Source organism: Glaciibacter superstes DSM 21135, assembly GCF_000421145.1.
Classification (GTDB): Bacteria; Actinomycetota; Actinomycetes; order Actinomycetales; family Microbacteriaceae; genus Cryobacterium; species Cryobacterium superstes.
Genome location: NZ_ATWH01000007.1, coordinates 204,510 through 222,412, shown reverse-complemented (window position 1 = coordinate 222,412; position 17,903 = coordinate 204,510). Strand labels below are relative to the sequence as shown.

The 17,903-nt window shown below is 64.3% G+C and carries 8 protein-coding genes; 1 reads left to right on the top strand and 7 read right to left on the bottom strand.

The window, feature by feature from the left end; all coding sequences use genetic code 11:
* Positions 1-87: 87 nt before the first annotated feature.
* Positions 88-7,563, bottom strand: a complete 7,476-nt coding sequence (locus K323_RS0111745) for a DUF7927 domain-containing protein (protein ID WP_084697218.1) — start codon at positions 7,561-7,563, stop codon at positions 88-90.
* A 281-nt stretch (positions 7,564-7,844) separates the two neighbouring features.
* A complete protein-coding gene (locus K323_RS28880; RefSeq protein ID WP_022885473.1) occupies positions 7,845-10,442 on the bottom strand; it encodes a LuxR C-terminal-related transcriptional regulator in 2,598 nt (865 codons plus the stop codon).
* Between the two features lie 354 nt (positions 10,443-10,796).
* Here K323_RS28880 and K323_RS28490 point away from each other — a divergent pair, with 354 nt between their 5' ends.
* On the top strand, positions 10,797-11,771 hold the full coding sequence (locus K323_RS28490; RefSeq protein ID WP_245570972.1) for a transposase family protein: 975 nt from the start codon (positions 10,797-10,799) through the stop codon (positions 11,769-11,771).
* Positions 11,772-12,063: 292 nt separating this feature from the next.
* Here the strand turns inward: K323_RS28490 and K323_RS28870 are convergent, their stop codons facing one another.
* From K323_RS28870 to K323_RS25620, 5 genes are all read right to left on the bottom strand, one after another.
* Complete coding sequence (locus K323_RS28870) at positions 12,064-12,417, bottom strand: MFS transporter (protein WP_157509413.1); 354 nt, start codon at positions 12,415-12,417, stop codon at positions 12,064-12,066.
* Between the two features lie 161 nt (positions 12,418-12,578).
* Positions 12,579-14,615 (bottom strand): glycoside hydrolase family 127 protein, encoded by a 2,037-nt coding sequence (locus K323_RS25630; RefSeq protein ID WP_211219847.1) that lies wholly within the window; start codon positions 14,613-14,615, stop codon positions 12,579-12,581.
* 73 nt (positions 14,616-14,688) lie between these two features.
* Complete coding sequence (locus K323_RS0111715) at positions 14,689-15,531, bottom strand: carbohydrate ABC transporter permease (protein WP_022885469.1); 843 nt, start codon at positions 15,529-15,531, stop codon at positions 14,689-14,691.
* Positions 15,532-15,543: 12 nt separating this feature from the next.
* Complete coding sequence (locus tag K323_RS28480; RefSeq protein WP_022885468.1) at positions 15,544-16,419, bottom strand: carbohydrate ABC transporter permease; 876 nt, start codon at positions 16,417-16,419, stop codon at positions 15,544-15,546.
* Between the two features lie 93 nt (positions 16,420-16,512).
* Entirely contained in the window at positions 16,513-17,796 is a 1,284-nt protein-coding gene (locus tag K323_RS25620) for an ABC transporter substrate-binding protein (RefSeq protein ID WP_022885467.1), read from the bottom strand.
* Positions 17,797-17,903: the final 107 nt, after the last annotated feature.

Here is a 17,903-nt window from a genome sequence, read left to right as displayed (position 1 = left end):
CCATCCGACATGGCCACCCTGTGCCCCGCCGAAGGTGGCGGGGCACAGGGGCCGAACATGGAAGCCCGGGGTGGCGTCCAGTCGGTCTCAGTTGCCGGTCACGGTCTCACGGCGCTTCCGGCTCACCAGAAGCGCGCCGCCGCCGATCAGGAGCAACACCATCGCGCCATACGCGACACTCCAGGCGATGGTCCCACCAGTGGAGGCCAGGCCCGGCGGCGGAGACGAGAGCTCATGCGAGGTGCACAGCTTCGATCCCTCGACGCAGATCGGGTCTTCACCGGTCGTGGCGATCACGTTGCCCAGATGGTGGTTCGCCTGCTGGTCGTAGGCCTTGACCGTGACCGTGTAGCTCACCGTGACGGTGTCGCCGGATGCCACGGCACCGGTTACCCGGATCGTGTCACCGTCCACCACGGCCGACACAGCCGCATCAGAGGTCACCGGCCCGCTGGTGAGCGTCGCATCGTCGAGCACATCGACCAGGTAGTCGGTGTAGTCGATCGGTGCAGCGGCCGCATCAGGGTTCGTCGACACGTTCTCGAACGTGAGTGTGTAGGTGACCTTCTGATCCTGTGACACCTTGCTCCCGGACGCGGGGTCCGAGGACTTCGACGGGATCACATTCGAGACGTGGTTGACCGTGCAGTCCGGACGATCCGGATCCACGGGCACGCACTCCTCCAGCGGTTCCTCGCCGGTATCGACGAGGAAGTTACCGAGACGGTCGTCTCCACGAGCACCATCAGGGTTCACCGTGACCGTGTAAGTCACCGTGACAACCTGTCCGGGCGTGAGCGTCCCGGTGATCGTGAATCGGTCACCGTTCAGGCCAGACACTGTGAGCGCAGGATCTGAGCTCACCGGCATCGTCGTGACCGTCGCGTCGTCCAGAACCTTCGTTAGTACGTCGTCCTGGTCGACCAGCACGTCCGCTTTTCCGATGTTCTCGAAGTGCAGCGTGTAGGTGACTTCCTGGCCGGGCTGGACGGTGCCGCCCGAGGCCGGGTCGACCGTCTTCCAGTCGTCGAGTTCCCCGATCGGATGCGTTGTGGTCGGCGGGAGGAACGGATCACAGTCAGTGTCCCCGTCCTCACACAGGTACGGCGGAACATCCGGCGTCAACACGTTGTCTGCGATGTTGTTGCCGCGTTCCCCATCCGGCTTGATCGTCACCACGTACGTCACGGTGACGGTTTCGTTCACCTGGATCGGCCCTGTAGTGCGAATCTGGTCACCGGTGCGCACGACAGTGATCGCCGGGTTCATTGAACTCGGCTCCACCGTCACGTCGCCGTCGTCGAGCACGTCCGACAGGTCATCGGTGTCGCTGATCACACCTGCAGCCTGACCATCGTTCAGCCAGGTCAGCGTGTAGGTGACCTGATCGCCCGCGTTGACATCCTCACCCGAAGTAGGGTTCGAGCTCTTCGCGGGTATGACGTGCGGAAGCAGCGTGGTCACCGTCACCGGCGGCTCACAGATCTCCGGATCAGCACAGACCGGACCAGCGACATTCTCCATCACGTGATCGCCGAGGTTCGTGACGGTCACCGTGTAGGTAAAGGTCTCCGAATCGCCAGCCGCGAGCGCACCCGTCCAGGTCAGGATCGGCGACGCGTATGTCACCTGTCCGGTCGCCGAGGCGGCGTCACCGTTGTAGGTGGCGTCGTCCAGCACTCCGGTCAGGTCGTCCTGCGCAACCGCCGGCTCCTGGTCGGTGTAGTCCCCCTTACCGTCGTTCTTCACCGTGACGGTGTACTCGACCTTGTCGCCGACGTTGACGTCTGCAGCGGCATCCGAGGTCTTCGTGACTGTGATGTGCCGGATCGGGTTCTCGGTGCGGCAGGTGTCGTCATCCTCAGCGCACTCGCCGAGGACGTTACCGAGCGCATTGTCACCCTGCTGGGCAAACGCGTTCACCGTGACCGTGTACGTCACTGTGAACGTGCCGTTCAGCGGAATCGTGCCGATGATGTCGATCTGCGTGCCGTTGAGCGTCGCGGTGAGCGCGGAGTCGGACGTCGTCGGACCGGCGGTCAGTGTCGCGTCATCCAACACGTTCGACACATCGTCGAAGGTGTCGACATCAGCCGGCGCCTCACCGATGTTCTTGAACGTCAGCGTATAGGTCACGTCCTGACCGGCGACAACCGAGGTGCCCGACACCGGGTTCGACGTCTTCGACTTCTCGATCTCGCCGATCGGGTGCTCCGTCGTCGGCGGCGGGAACTCCTCGCAGTCCGCGTCCCCGTCCTCGCAGAGGTAGGGCGGAACATCCGGGGTAAGGACGTTCTTCGCGATGTTGTTGCCGCGCTTCCCGTCTGGCTTGATCGTCACCTCGTAGGTCACCGAGACGGTCTCGTTGATCTGGATCGGACCGGTCACCCGGATCTCGTCCCCGGTGCGCACCACCGTGATCGCCGGGTTCGTCGAACTCGGCTCCACGGTCACATCCCCGTCATCCAGCACGTCGGACAGATCATCCGTGTCGCTGATCACGCCTGCAGCCTGACCGTCGTTCGTCCAGGTCAGGGTGTATGTCACCACGTCACCCGCGTTGACACCCTCACCCGAGGTGGGGACCGACGACTTCGCAGGAACCACATGAGGCAGAGGCGTTGTCACCGTCACGGGAGGATCACAGATCTCCGGGTCGGTACAGACCGGACCAGCGACATTCTCCATCACATGATCACCGAGGTTCGTGACGGTCACCGTGTAGATAAAGGTCTCACTGTCACCCGAAGCGAGCGCACCCGTCCAGGTCAGGATCGGTGACGAATACGAGATCGACCCAGTGGGTGCCGCGGCATCACCGTTGTAGGTGGCGTCGTCCAGCACTCCGGTCAGGTCGTCCTGCGCGACGGCCGGCTCCTGATCGGTGTAATCACCCTTACCGTCGCTGGTGACCGTGACCGTGTACTCGACCGTGTCGCCAACGTTCACGTCTACGGCAGCATCCGAAGTCTTGGTCACCGTGATGTGACGGATCGGGTTCTCGGTGCGGCACGTCGGGTCATCGGCCGGGCATCCCTCATCCCCGCCAAGCACATTGCCCAGGAGGTGATCGCCCTGCTGGGCGAACGTGTTCACCGTCACCGTGTACGTCACCGTGTACGTCTGACCCGGTGGAACCGTGCCCGCGATGTCGATCTGCGAACCGTTCAGGGTCGCCGTGAGCGCCGCATTCGATGTCGTCGGACTGCCTGTGAGCGTCGCGTCATCGAGCACGTCGGACACGTCATCGAACGTGCCCACCGTGGCATCTGCCTGACCGGTGTTCTCGAAGTACAGCGTGTAGGTCACAGCCTGACCGGCGACGACGGTGGAACCCGAGGCCGGGTTCACGCTCTTCCGATCCTGCAACTCCGACCCCGGAATCTGCACCGACCGGCACGGATCCGCCGGATCCTGCGCCAACTCGACCGGAACACACGCCACGTTCAACAGGCTGTTGTCACCGGTCGAAGAGTCATACGTCACCGTGTATGTGATCGTCGCGACCTCGTTGACGCCGAGCGCGCCAGACCATTCGATCGACTCTCCCGCCGCATCGAACGTTGCCGTGCCGACATCCACCGACGGACCAGCCGTCACCGTGCCGTCATCCAGCACACCGGACAGATCATCCGTTAGCGTGCCCGGCTTCGCGGCCGTGAACACACCCGGCCCGGTGTTTGTCACCGTGATCGTGTACTCCACCTCGCCACCATCGACCGGCAGCTCAGTCGTGTTGGCGACCTTCGTGTGCAACAGCCTCGGCAGCAACAGCTCCGACTCCGCGCACGGGATTCCCGTGGCCGGATCGGTGCCCTCAGCCGTCGGCGGATCACACTCAGGCGTCACCGTGATGCAATCCGGATTGGCCGGGTCGCACCCTGGAGCGAATGCCACGTTCCGCACCACGCCGTCACCACCGGCAACAAGGAGCACCTCGTACTCGATGGTCACTGACTCTCCAGCCGGCAACTCACCCACCCAGCTGATGATCGGGCTCGCGTACAACGGCGTCATTCCGCGGTCCGCCGTTGCGGTCCCGCTGAATGTGGCGTCGTCGAGGACACCTGAAATGTCATCCAGTACAACAGCAGGATTCGCGGCCGTATAGTCACCGGCACCATTGTTCGTCGCGGTCACCGTGTATTTCACCGTGTCACCCGGACGAGAGTCCTCGGTCGCATCGGAGGTCTTCTCGATCTCGAGTTCCGGCTCCAACACCGTGACCAGATAATCCTCGACCTCACCTGCGGTCGCAGGCCCGGTCGGCGAGAACGATGTCACATCGCCCGGGAACAACCGGAACCGCGCGTAGGTGTCCGCCGTCACGGAACCGACGGGGAACATGAGGTCGTAATTCGCCGTGCCGGATCCCGCCGGCGCCACCACAGTGACCAGCTCGCCCGCATCGAACGCGCCGCTGCCGTCGAGGTCGATCCATCCGGCGAGCGTCGCATCCGCTGTCGTCGAATTCGTTGCCGAGACCGACACCGTCGTCTGGTTGCCCACTGTCAGCACAATCGCGTCGGCGATGCCGTCCTCGTCAGCGAGACGGTTCGAGTTGTCACCATCGGCATCTGGAGTCGGCTGGCCGTCCGGGTCGAAGTCGATCTCGCTACCGATCAGAAGACCGGGAACGATGGTGTGGTTCGCACCGTTCGCTCCGATAGTCGTGCCATAGCTGTCCGGTGCGTCACCGAAGTCCTGGCACGCGGGCGGTTGGATGCCAGTGTCACCGTCGCCGTCGAACCCGAAGCCGGATCCGGCGAATCCGGCCCATTGTGCCTCGAACGTGCTGGTCCCCTCGAAGACCACCTGGAACCGCTGCGTAGGCTCTAGGTTGCCGTCGCTGGTGCCATCGAAGACGATGTTCGCGCCGGACTCGAGAACCGTGACCGTGCTTCCCTGCGTCACCGCGTAGCCGGCCAGATCCGCTGCGCTGAACGTCGCACTCTCAGGGCTGTCCAGGTCACCGACCGTGAACACAGCATTCACATCAATGGGCGTGGTTGTGCCCGCCTCGAAGAACGAGTACCGCAACGTCGCGGCCGGGTCGATCTGCCACGCAGCATCGTCGGGGGCGAAATTCCAGAACCCGTTCGGCGGTGCCCCGCCGTTCCCGGCTTCCCGCATATCCCCAGCAACGACTTCGACGAACATGTCCACCGCAACACCGTTGACGACGGTCACATCGCGGTATCGCGCTGTCGAACCGACATTGCCGGTTCCGGTCAGATCGGCCGCAGCCGGCTGCGAGAACGTGAACGCGTAGTAGTCCACATTGCTGACCGTGCAGGTGTCGGGCTGGATCAACCGTTCAACGAGCACCCGGTAGTCCTCAACCTCACCACTAGGCGCGGCACCCGTTGGCGTCGCGATCGATGCCGCGTCCGTGGAGTAACGCACCCGGACATACGTGTGGATTCCCGCTGGGTTCGTGCCCTGGCTGAAGATCACATCGTTGCTTCCGGCGGTTACCGCCTGAGCATTTGCAACCTGCTCACCGGCACCCAGGAAGTCACCATTCTGGTCCCAGTCCACCCACACCGACACAAAACCGTCAGCGGATGCGTCAACCTCAAACGTGTTGGAAATCGGCTGCTGCGACGTTGGATCAACACCCGTGCGAAGCGTCGGGGTCGCGTATCCCAGTGCGGGGTTGAAGGTCACACCGTCTTCGTCGGCACCGTCGCCATCGGCCGCCGCGTTCGGCTGGCCATCGCTCTCGTCATCGATATCCGCGCCCAGCCGCACGCCGTCGACAACAACATGGTACGGACCGTTGTCGGCCAGGATTGTGCCGTACGTATTGGGCGCGTCACCGAAGTCCAGGACGACGGCCGCGATGTTGACCTCCGCGAACTCGTCGATGGCGTGGTACGTCCAGTCGTCAATGTCGCGCACGTCACCCCAGGAGCCGTGGATGCCGTCATTGGAGTTGGCGATGGGGTCCACGCAGGCCCAGCCATGCACCCCGCCGCTGCTGGGTACGCCGGCGCGGCCGTCGGTCTGCGGCGTCAGGCAAGTCGGAATCCGGTCCAGCACTCTCAGGTCGGTGTCGTTCCAGTACAGGTCAGCCACTCCGACCTGGGGTCCGTTGAGGGCCGTCACCTGCAGGCCGGTCCGGGTCTCAACGTCGGAGTTGACGAAGTGGATCTCGCCGACCTGGGTGATCGCGACCTTGGCGCCGATGGGCTGGCTTGCCGGAATCGCGTTGCCCTGGCCGTCAAGACCGTTGAAGGCGACGGTCACGGTACCGTCCTTGGTCACGGCTGCGGGCACTTTCGTGTCAACCGCGTCGGTGTAGTCACCGTCGTTGTTGGCGTCTATCAGGATCTCGAGCTGGCCGGTGAAGTCGGTGACGCCGAAGGTGAACTGCCCGGCTGTGGTCGCGGCGTTGTCCCGAGTGAAGTCCAGGTTCGACAGGGTCGGCAGGGCGACAGGCGGCTTGAGCCACTCGGTGGTGCCGTCCCACAGCTTCGCCGTGGCCGGGAGCGAGGCGGAGGGCGCCTCGAAGAAGATCTTGTACGGGTCACCGCATTGTCCAGCTGGCGGCAGCCAGAGGGTGGCGCCGTCGGCGTACGGGAAGGTGGGCAGCGCCCCCTCGTCCATGCTCCTGTAGGCGGAGACACAGGTGTTGAGGCCCGCGACGCCGGTTGCGTCGGAGGCGAAGGTCGAATCCGCGCCGTTGTAGGCGTAGTAGTCGGCGCGGTACTGGAAACCGTGCTCACTCTGGTACCACAGCGACATGTCCCCGGTCATCGTGGGACCGAACTGAGACATGGTGTACCTCTCCGTGTACACCCGACCCGGAATCGTCGTTGTGCCGTTCTGCACGTTGATCGTCCAGTCGTAGGCCCGCGACGTGGCGCCGATCGCGTCGAAGTCGATCTCCCAGATGCCTGGAGTGGCCGAGGTCAGATTGGTCCAGACGCACGCGGTCGGATCGATGGCGGTCTTGGCACAGGTCCGAGCCGCGGACCCCGGAGCCCGCACCGTGATCGTCGCGGCACCGGACTGGCTGATCTGGGTGAAGTTGATGTCGATGTTTTCCCCGGCGCCGACATAGGCGTAGAACGTGGTGTCCGCACGGGTGTACGACGTGCCCGGGGTGGTCGACAGCGGGCTGATGACGGCGTTCGACTCCGCCTCCCGGGCGCTCTGCGAGTCGCCTTCTTCAACGGTGCCCGAAGTGTCTTCGGGCACGACATCGTCGGTTGGAGTCGTCTCCGGCGCAGGCGTCACCTCAGGTACGGGCGTCACCTCAGGTACGGGCGTGGCGTCAGGCGCCGGCGTGGCGTCAGGCGCCGAGGTGGCCTCGGGTGCGGTGGGCTCGTCCGAGCCCTCAGGCTGATCGCTGGTGGGCGCATCCGTGGGGGTCGACTCAGCGGCTACGGCCGATGTTCCCTCATCGAGAACTGTGGCGCCGACCGTGAACCCTCCAGCGAGGAGAGCGAGAATCGACAGCATCGCGGGAAGCTTCCCGGCTCGTATGGTCGAGCCCTTCCGCCGCCGGGTGGTCGATCCTGCGCCGACCATCACGTGTTGTTTGAACCAAGCCATACGACTCACGGTGTTCCCCTTTTACCTTGCGTGTTCGCGATACCCCGCACGATGTACTTCGCACCGAGAAAATCGATACCGCTTAGTTTTCTAACAGCGCATTGTCAGGCACTGGGGTTTTTTCACATCGGGTTTCACCCTGGCTCACCCTTCGAGGCGTGAATGGTTCCAAGGGTTGAACCTGTCGGTCACGCGGTATGTGAGCGCCGGTGGTCCCCGCAGGTGCAGTCGATAAAAGCTCGATCGAGATCGAATTGTCCGGCTCAACCGGCCCGGAAGGCTCAGTCAGTGGACGTCAGGAGGTGTCTGGCGACAGCGACGGCGATCGCGGCGTCCCTGTTGTCCACACCGAGCTTGCGGTAGATGCTCTTCATCTGACTCTTGACCGTGTTCGGCGAGACGAAAAGCTCCGCGGCGATTTCATTGGCCGATCCTGTGTGCATCAGCGCTCTCAGCACAATTTGCTCGCGGTCGGTGAGCGAGGGGATGCGCAAGCCGTCACCGAGAACAGAGCGCACGTCGATCCCGGCGAAGAGGTTGTCATGGCCAGAGTTCTCCGCTAGTTCACGGATTCGTACGAGATCGCCCGCGGGGACTAATGCCAGTGCCAGCCGCTGCCCGCGGTCGAGGAGCAGTGCCGCCATCAGGTCGAGTGCCCGCCTCGACCGATCCGTCGGCACGGTACGAAGCAGAGCCGCTAGCTCGAGGACGGATGCCTCGGCTCGAGTGCGCACCGGGGCCCCGCGCATTGTTGTGCTCTCGCGGATCATCCGGAGCGTGTCACCGGGTCGGTCCTGGACTAGCGCGACACGAGCGCGGTCGACGGTCGTCTGCGAGCTCTCCGCCGCGTCGCGGCGAAGGACGTTCTTGGCTGCCTCGGTGTTGCCCAGCGCCAGATGAAGCAAGGCACGGGTGGAGCTGAACTCTTTGCGTGCCCTGCTGGGGCCACTCAAGCGTCCGCGAACCGCCTCGACGGAGTCGAGCTTTGTGAGAGCGGCCGCGGGCTGACCTGAGAGGAGGCCAACCATGGCATCCGCACGTTCGATAGCAATCCAGTGTTCGATGGTCTCTCGGTGAGGAGCAAGCAGGTCCAGGTGTGCCTGTGCACGGGCCGGATCGAATTCCTCGAGTGCGAGCATCGCCTCGGCCAGCCGGTAGAACGCGCCGCCGTAACCGGTGGTGAGTTCAGTGGACCACGGGCCCGTGCGCACGATGTCCACAAAGCGGCGGCTCTCCGGCATGTCTCCGTTGATCGCGTGGACACCGGCGGACAGGGAGACACAGGTGAGGCCAGTGGAGAGACCGCGAGTATCCGCTTCGGCCACACCCAGAGTCCACGCTTCCATCGCCTTGGATTCCTTGCCACCGTAGTAGAGGGATATGCCGAGCTGCCCGTACACGAGCGGTAGCTGCGCGGCATACGCATCCTTTTCTTCAGGCGCAATCTCCTCAAGGATCTCAAGCGCTTGTGCGGCCGGGGACGCTGCCCGCTCGAGTTGTCCCGTCACCCTGAGCGCCGCGCTCTCACTGGCCCGAATGAGCACACGATCGATCGGTGTCACTCGCGAATTGTGCGACCGCGCCGCCGAGATCGCCATGCCGAAGAGCTGGAACCCTCGTGCACGACGCAGACCACGGGCGTTGAAGCAGATCGCGAGCATCATCGCGAGTAGCGGGTAAGGCCTGAGACGCGACACCGAAATCGAACCGAGAGCCTCTCTCACCTCTGCGGCGTGACCCCGGAATAGGTCGTACCACGAGTTCTTGACCAACTCTGAGGCCATTGCGAGATCGCCCATCCCCACCGCGAGGGCCAGAGCGCGGTCGGGGCGACCGTTCCGCTGGCTCCACCTCGCCACGATACCGGTGAGGTGCTCGATCTCGGAGGGGAAGCGTCGCTCAAGCTCGCGCTGCAAGAGCCTGCGCGCCAGACGATTGAAGGTGAATACACGTAAAGGGCCAGAGCCCGCCCACTCACCGAGGCCATCGCGCGAGGCTTCCTCGAGCGCGTCAAGGATGGCATCGCTGCCCGCCAGGTCGATCGCGAGATCGAGCGTCAGATCATCACCCACGCTGGCGCGCATCAGGGCGGCCATCGCCTCGGAACCACGGTAGCCGGCATCCAGGTTCAAGGCGAAATGCGCTTCGACCGCTCCAACCGCCGCGTCGAGAAGGTCCTCGCGGGTCCCCCCTGCGCGATCGATGTGCGCGAGAGAATGCACCGCGACTGCGAGGCCGCCGGTAGCCTCGACGAGGTCCGCCGCACGCGGTTGATCGATGCCGAGCAGTTCTCCTATTTCATCCATGTCGAACATAAGGTCCACTCCGGTGATGATGACGCGGTCGAGGACCAGATCAAGCCCGTCCTGATCAAGCACCGTCGACCGGTCCTCGGAGGCGACAATCTGCAGAATGGGGAGCGCCCGGACGGACCCGATCAGGCCACGCAGGGTCTCGGTGTCTGCGCGGTCCGCGTTGCTCACGATCACGGTAATGGGATGCCCGATCTGCTCGATCTCTTCCCTGAGCGCCGACCACGGGCTCCGCCCATGAACAATTGCCTCGATCGAAGCCGACTCCCGGTCGGGGGTGATGAGGCCGGCTGTGGAGAGACGCCGGAGGAAGGTGCCGACGAACGGAGCGGGCGCCGATATCTCGGGATCGATCGAGAGCCACACACCACGACCTGGGGCGGCCCGAGCCCATTGTGCCAGCAGCACCGTCTTGCCCGAACCGGTTGGCCCTTTGAGAACGACGAGTCCGGCGTCGGTGTTCAGCCGCTCGAGAAGCCGAGGCCGTTCGACGAGCCCGGACGGGAGTCGGGGGATTCCGCTGATAGTTGCCGCGACCAGTTGATCTTCGTCCACCGTCTGACTCACCCGATTCTTCTGCTTTTCTATGAAGCATGCATCGGGATTTTAGTCCCTTCTCCACGGCTAGATGGTGATCCGCGTTGACTCATAAGAAACCTCCGGGTAGCACCATTCGTTGCCTCATTTGAAAACCTCCGCATCGGCGTGGTTCGGGAGTGGGGCGATGGTTGTGGGTTACGCCCGTTTCTATGGAGCTGACGATGACGCAGCGGCAGGCTGTGACGAAGAAGAAGGCGCTCGCGTATCGGAGCGCCGACCGTGCCGGTAAGGGCCGGATCCTGGATGAGTTGGTCGAGCTGACGGGATGGCATCGTGACTATGCGCGAGCGGCATTGCGAGGGGGCATTGACTCTCAAGGTCGTGAAGCCGCGAGCAGGGCGGGAGCCGATCTATGGGCCGGTGGTGACCAAGGCGCTGGTGAAGTGTTGGGCGGTGCTGCGGGCGCCAGCCGGGAAGCGGCTCGCGCCGATGCTGGGCACCCTTGTACCGTTGCTGCGCCGCGATCAGGAGCTCGACCTCACCGATGCCGAGGCAGCCCTGTTGGTGAGGATGAGCGCGGCGACGATTGATCGCCGGCTGGCCCCGGAGCGGGCGAAGCTGATCTCCCGCGGCCGGTCGCATACCAAGCCCGGGACGCTGCTGAAGTCGCAGATCCCGATCCGCACCTGGGCGGATCGGGATGACGCGGTCCCCGGGTTCGTCGAGATCGACTTAGTCGGTCACGAGGGCGGGAACGCGTCGGGCGAGTTCTGTTTCACCTTGACGGTCACTGACATCGCGACCGGGTGGACGGTGAACCGGTCGGTGCGGAACAAAGCCGAGAAATGGGTATTCGAAGCGCCCATGCACGTCGGCCGGGTGTTCCCGTTCCCGATCATCGGCATCGACTCCGATAACGGGTCCGAGTTCATCAATCACCACCTGTTCGACTACTGCGTGGCCAACAAGATCACCTTCACGAGGTCCCGCGCCAGTCACAGCAACGACGGCGCCCACGTCGAGCAGAAGAACTGGACCCACGTGCGTGAACTCGTCGGATACCACCGCTACGACACCCCGGCCGAGCTCGCCCTGCTCAACGAGATCTGGGAACTCGACCGGATGTTCACGAGCTACCTGCTGCCTCAGCAGAAGCTCGTATTCAAGCAACGCAACGGCGCGAAAGTCACCAAACGATACGACACCGCGATCACCCCGCACCAGCGCGCCATTGGACGCGACGACAGGCGCAAACGACCGATCATCCGAATGAACGCCGAGTTCAAAAGAGTCCGTCCCGCGGCCCAGCCAGGCAGATCCTCGCGCTCACCGGCCGGCTTGAGACCCTCTCCCTAGCGAAGAAACCCGCCCCAGTGAAACCGGCCGTCAACAGAGCTTGGAACGCGTGACCCTCGCGGAGGTTTTCATCTGAGGCAATGAATCAACCTTCCCGGAGGTATTGACATGAGGCAACAGGGAACCGTTCCGACCGCCCCACCAACCACGGCACCGAGACCGAACACGGCGGAGACGACTCCTCGTCTGCCCGGCGGGAAACGGTCAACGAGGAACGATGACGAGGCGATGTCGACTCCGTTGAGTGCGAACTGCACCACCACCCAGAACACGCAGAGTCCGATGATCGAATTCAGTCCGCCCATGCGAAGAGGAACGCCGCCGCCGCAAGGCTGCCCGCCAGCATCCAGGGTGCGCGTCGGCCGAGACGGCTGCGCGTGCGGTCGCTCAGCGCACCGATCAGCGGCTGCGCGATAATGGTGAATGCGGCCGACACCGAAACGATCACGGCAAGATTGGTGATCTTGTTCTCCGGGTCGATCTCCTCGACCTGGCTCGGCAGGAGTGCGGAGAGGATGCCGGCATAGTTTGCATAGACGGCGAGCGTGACCCCGGCCAGCGACGCCATCAGAACCGAGGTGCGCCCTCGCACCTTGTCCGCCAGCAACATTGCCCATCTCCCCGAATCGCTCGCGGTGTGGAGCACGACACCATTCTAGACAAATAGTCAGACGTGGCCCGTTTCCCGCACCTCGGCCTCACACAAGAGAGAGGGAAAAAGGAGAGAGCTTCTGTACCCCGATGCCATGAGCCCGCGAGGTGACCAATTCGAGCGCGGCGTCCAGACCAGATTCCAGGGACGGGTCCTCACGACCTCCCATGCGGCAGGGTCGGTGAGTCGAATGCGATAGGCAACCACACACGCATCTCGGATGGGCCACGGTTTGCCCAGAGGCCATAGGGCACGAGCGCGAGAGTGAGGTTACGTGAGGTCGGCGGGGTCACCTCGCCGACCTCCGCCCAACCGATCGCGCTCCATCCCGAACCGGAGCGCTCCTGGGCGTCGACGTGCACAATGACACTGCCGCCGAGCACGTCTGGTGCGTATTCGGCGGAGAGCACGCCTTCGGTGCGAATCTCAACGGCTGTGAGATCGACCGACTCTCCGGCCAGTCTCGCTCTCTCATCGAGCGGCTTCTCCAGGCAATAGACCACGGGTCCCCGCTCGATCGCGGCGCTCCCCCGCACCGCGTCGACGGCAGGATTCGGCACTGTCACCCGCACGGGCAACGGCAGGTCGAGAACCACTAGGTCTCCGACGGCCCAGGTTCGGCGAACGACGGTGTACCCCTTCGTATCCGGGTTCGCGTCGATCCGCTCGCCGCCGACCGTCAGCGTGGCCCCACGGCTCCAGCGAGGGATGCGTAACGCGAGGCTCCATGGCGCAGGTGGAGTCTTTGAGATGGTGACAGCGACAATGCCGGAGCGCGGGTAATCGGTCGCGACGGTGAGCGAGACCGCGCCGGCCGCCGTCTCCGCAGCGATTGTGCCGGGCAGGAACTGGTGCAATTGCACTCCGTCGTCGGTAGTGGTCGACACGTAGGCGGTCAGCGACCCGATGGTGCGCATGATGTTCGGCGGGCAGCATGCCACGTCGTACCATTCCGCGCGAGTGCCCGGCGCATCCGTTCGCAGCGGTTTGCCTCCCGCCGGCGCCGCGGGGCGCGCCCGACGGCGGTGCACCGGGTTCACATAGAAAAAGCCGTCCCGCTCGAGCGAGGTCGACGCCGAGAAGACGTTGTAGAGGATGCGCTCAATCAGGTCGGCGTATTTCGACTCGCCTGTCGCGATCAGCAGCCGCCACGACAGCATCAGGCTCGCGATGGCGGCGCACGTCTCACCGTAGATCAGGTCGGGCGGCAGCTCATATGGCTCGCCGAAGGCCTCGCCTTCGAAGCGGGAGCCGACGGCGCCGGTGAGATAGGTCTTCTGCCCGACCATCGATGCCCACTGCCGTTCGGCGGTCTTGAGCAGCGCATCCTCACCGGTTTCGAGGTAGACATCCACTACCCCGGCGAGCAGGTAGAGCGCCCGAACCGAGTGGCCGACGGTGCTCTGCTGCTCGCGCACCGGCACGTCGTCCTGGAAGTAGGTGGAGCCGAACAATCCGGTGCCGAGCACTCCGTAGCCCCGCACGTCGATCAGTTGCCGGGCGAGTGTGAGATACGAGGCCTCGCCGGTGTAGCGGTAGAGCTCCACGAGGGCGGTCTCGATTTCTGGATGCCCGTCGGTGTCGTTGCGGCCGCCACCCACGAACTGGGTGACAAGGTAGTCGGCGAAGGGGCGGGCGACGTCCATCAGCCGCTCGTCGCCGGTGACCCGGGCGTATGCGACCGCCGCCTGGATCAGGTGGCCTGCGCAGTACAGCTCGTGGCCGCGCGGCAGGTTGCCGAAGCGCTCTTCCAGGCCGGCCTGCACGAAGGTGTTGAGGTAGCCGTCGTCATCCTGGGTACGGGCGAGTAGCGCGGTGGCCTCGGCCACTCTGTCGTTCCATTCCTTGTTCGGCGAGAGCGAGAGGTCCCAGGCGATGCCTTCGAGCACTTTGTAGAGGTCGGAGTCGCAGAACACCCATCCCCGTCGTTCTGGGGCATCCGACTCGCCGATCAGTCGGCGGAAGTTATCGATCACGCCGTCCTTCTCGAGCCAGTGCAGGCCGTGCGGGATAGTGGTGGTGCGGTTGGCCGCCTGCCACCGGGCCCACGGGCCGTCGGTGATGCGCACCGCGGTGACGTCGAGCGGCTGCAGCGCGAGCCGCTCGGTGGCGAGCGGTAGGCAGGGCGCGACGCTGGCGCTCCGGCGGGTACCGTCCGGAAGGGCAGTTGAGGCGGGAGTCATAGATGTCATGGGGTACGGATGTCCTCGGTCGTGTCGATCGGGCGGGGATAAGTCAGGAGGGTGGCGGGGTGCGGGGCGGCGGTCATCCGCGCAAGGCTCCATTGAGCAGGCCGCTCACGTAGTAGCGCTGCAGCACCAGGTAGAGCACGAGGCACGGGATCATTGCCACCACGACGCCGGCCTGCAGGGCGCAGAAGTCGATTTCGCCGAATGTGCCGGAGCGCACGTTCACGAGCATCATCGGCAGCGTGAACTTGTCGCCGGAGTTCAGGAAGATCAGTGGCGCCAAAAACTCGTTCCAGGACGCGAGAAAGGCGAACAGGGCTATGGTCACGATGCCCGGGGTCACGATCCGGAGCGACACGTGACGCAGCGCCCCGATCGGCCCGCAGCCGTCGATGTTCGCGGCCTCCTCGAGTTCGCGGGGGACCGACTCAAAGGCGTTGCGCATGATCAGGATGCCGAAGGGCAGCTGGAACATGACCAGCACGAGCGCCAGTCCGATCAGTGAATCCTGCATGCCGATGTTCCCGAGCAGGATGTAGAGCGGCAGCAGCAGCGTGGCGTATGGCACCATCAGTATCGCGAGGATCACGATGAACAGCGGCCGCTTTCCCCGAAACTCGTAGCGCGAGAAGCCGTAGCCCGCCAGCACGCAGATCACGACAGTGCCGACGACGGTGAGCACGGCGGAGAACAGGCTGTTCCACGCGTAACTCAGCACGCCACTTCCGTAGTCGACGAGGGTCTGGTAGTTGGCGAGCGAGAAGCTGGTGGGGAACCACGAGGTGTCGGTGGGGCTCTTGAACGAGGAGAGGACCGCCCAGACCAGTGGGAAGAGGAAGAGGATGGCGGCGATGCCGCTGAACAGATGGAACAGGGTGGTCTTGGTCGCCGAAGCGGCGGTGATGGGGGAATTGGCCATGGCGGACTCCGGTCAGACGTCTTTGCGGCGCAGCAGCGGAAGCTGCACTGCGCTGATGAGTAGGAGGGCGACGAGGAGCACGACGGAGAGGGCCGCGGCCTTGCCCATGTCGAACTTCACGAACGCGGTGTTGTACACGGCGTAGACGAGGCTCACGGTGCTGTTGTCGGGCCCGCCCTTCGTGAGGATCAGGAACTGGTCGAAGGCGAGCAGCGAACCCGTCACCGAGAGGATGAAAAGGAGCGCGAGGATCGGACGGAGGAACGGGATCGTGATGTAGCGCAGCTGCTGCAGCACGGTAGCACCGTCGACCCGGGCGGCCTCGTAAAGCTCACGCGGTATCGACTGCAGCCCCATCAACAGGATGATCACCTGGAAGCCGATGAACTTCCAGGTCACAAGCGCGATCGTCGTCCAGAACGCGAGCTCCGGCGTGGAGAGGAACGCGATCGGCTCTTTGATGATGCCGAGCGCGAGCGGGATCTGGTTGAACACGCCGACGAGGGTGTCGGAGTCGACGAACCAGAGCAGCGTCGCCGCCGCGGTGCCCACCACATAGGGCAGGAAGTAGGACGTGCGGTAGAACTTCGATCCGCGCCGCGAACTGTTCGCGATGGCAACCAGGATGAACGAGACGCCGAACATCACCACGGTCGTCGCACCCGTATAGGCGAGGGTGAAACCGATCGCGTTCAGGAACGTGTCGTTGCCCGGGATCGAGGTGTAGTTGTCAACCCCGTTGAAGGTCGGGCTGCCGAGCAGCGGATAGTCCTGGAACGACATCCAGACCAGCATGCCGAGCGGGATGACGAAGAGCACGAGAACGATCAGCGCGGCCGGGGCAACGAACAGCTGCCCGGTGACGGCTGCACGGGTCTTGCGCGACATGCCTTTTTTCACAATTCACCTTTGCGGAGTCGATGAGGGGCGTGGTGCCGCCGGAGCCGTCCTGTCGGAGGCCCCGGCGGCATCACGGGATGATCAGCCGGCGGCTTCGTCGAGGCCGGCCTGGATCTTCGCCTGGCCGTCCTTGATCGCTGCGTCGGGGTTGTCACCGAACACCGCGCCACGGACCATCGCGATCCACGGGCCGTTCGGGTCGTTGAACAGCTCACCGAAGGGAACAGCGAACGGGGTCTGGCCGTCGGCCACGCCGTCCACAATGAACTTCGTGCGAGGATCGGCCCCGGTGTACTGGTTGTCGGAGAGGTCGGTGCGGTCGGGTAGGTCGCCGTTCTTGGCGACGATGTCGATCTGCGCGTGATCCTCGAGGCTCCACTGCAGGAAGTCCCACGCGGCATCCGGGTGCTTCGACGTCGCGGTGATGGCCGCGCTGTCGCCGCCCACGAAGGTGGAGGTGCCGGAGCCGTCTGGCGACATCAGCCGTGCGACGCCCCAGTCGAAGGTGGCCTTCGCCTGCAGCTTGCCGACCATTGCCGAGCCCTGCGCCATCATGCCGACATTACCGGCCACGAAGGCGTCGGCCCAGGTGGAGCCGTCCTGCGTGTTGGCGTTGGAAGGGGTGAGCCCTTCGTCCCAGAGCGACTTGTAGAGGCCGAAGACCTCGCGCGTGGTTTTGTTGTCGAAGTCGGCCTTGGTGCCCTGGTCGGTGAGCATTTTCTCCCCGTTTGCCCACATATAGGGCAATTGGGTGAAGACGCTGCAGCCGCCGCAGTTGCCGCCGAAGTCGAATCCGGCGATGTTGGGGCTGATGGCGTGAATGGCGCGGGCGTCGGCGAGAATCTCGTCGAAGTTCGCCGGAGGCTTCTCCGGGTCAAGGCCGGCCTGCTTGAAAAGGTCCTTGTTGTAGAAGAAAACGGAGGAGGCCAGCTTGTGCGGAACACCGTACTCTTTGCCGTCCCACGTGCCGGCCGCGATGTGCGAGGGCGCGAGAGCGTCGGCGAACGGGAGGTCCTTGATCCGGTCGGTGATGTCGAGCAGCACGCCCTGGCTGGTGTAGTTGGGCATATAGACGACATCCGAGACCAGGATGTCGGGCAGCGACTTCGCGCCGGCTGCCGAACCGACCTTCTGCAGGAACCCGTCGTCGGGAATCGCTGTCAGTTCGACCTGGTTGTCATGTGTTGCGTTGTAGTCGTCGACGAGCGCCTTACTGAAGGCCTCGGTCGGCGACGCCACCCAGAGGGTGACGGTGGTCGGGCCGTCGTCGGCCGTCTGGCCGCCCGAGCAGGCGGACACGGCGAGCAGGAGGGCAGTGGTTGCGAGCGCCGGTAGAACGGCGCGACGGAGGAGGTTTCGGGGCATTGTAAGACTCCCTTGTCGTGGTGCGGGTAGTGAATGATTGAGTTCTGCTGCGGTGTCGGTCTGATCGACACCTGGTGTTCTGATGTCTATTCAGACTGTGAGGGTCC

What these genes read in the sequence shown, in the direction of transcription:
- K323_RS25620 (WP_022885467.1), bottom strand. Translation starts at nt 17,796, where the DNA reads ATGCCCCGAAACCTCCTCCGTCGCGCCGTTCTACCGGCGCTCGCAACC.
- K323_RS0111715 (WP_022885469.1), bottom strand. Translation starts at nt 15,531, where the DNA reads ATGGCCAATTCCCCCATCACCGCCGCTTCGGCGACCAAGACCACCCTG.
- K323_RS0111745 (WP_084697218.1), bottom strand. Translation starts at nt 7,563, where the DNA reads ATGGCTTGGTTCAAACAACACGTGATGGTCGGCGCAGGATCGACCACC.
- K323_RS25630 (WP_211219847.1), bottom strand. Translation starts at nt 14,615, where the DNA reads ATGACATCTATGACTCCCGCCTCAACTGCCCTTCCGGACGGTACCCGC.
- K323_RS28480 (WP_022885468.1), bottom strand. Translation starts at nt 16,419, where the DNA reads ATGTCGCGCAAGACCCGTGCAGCCGTCACCGGGCAGCTGTTCGTTGCC.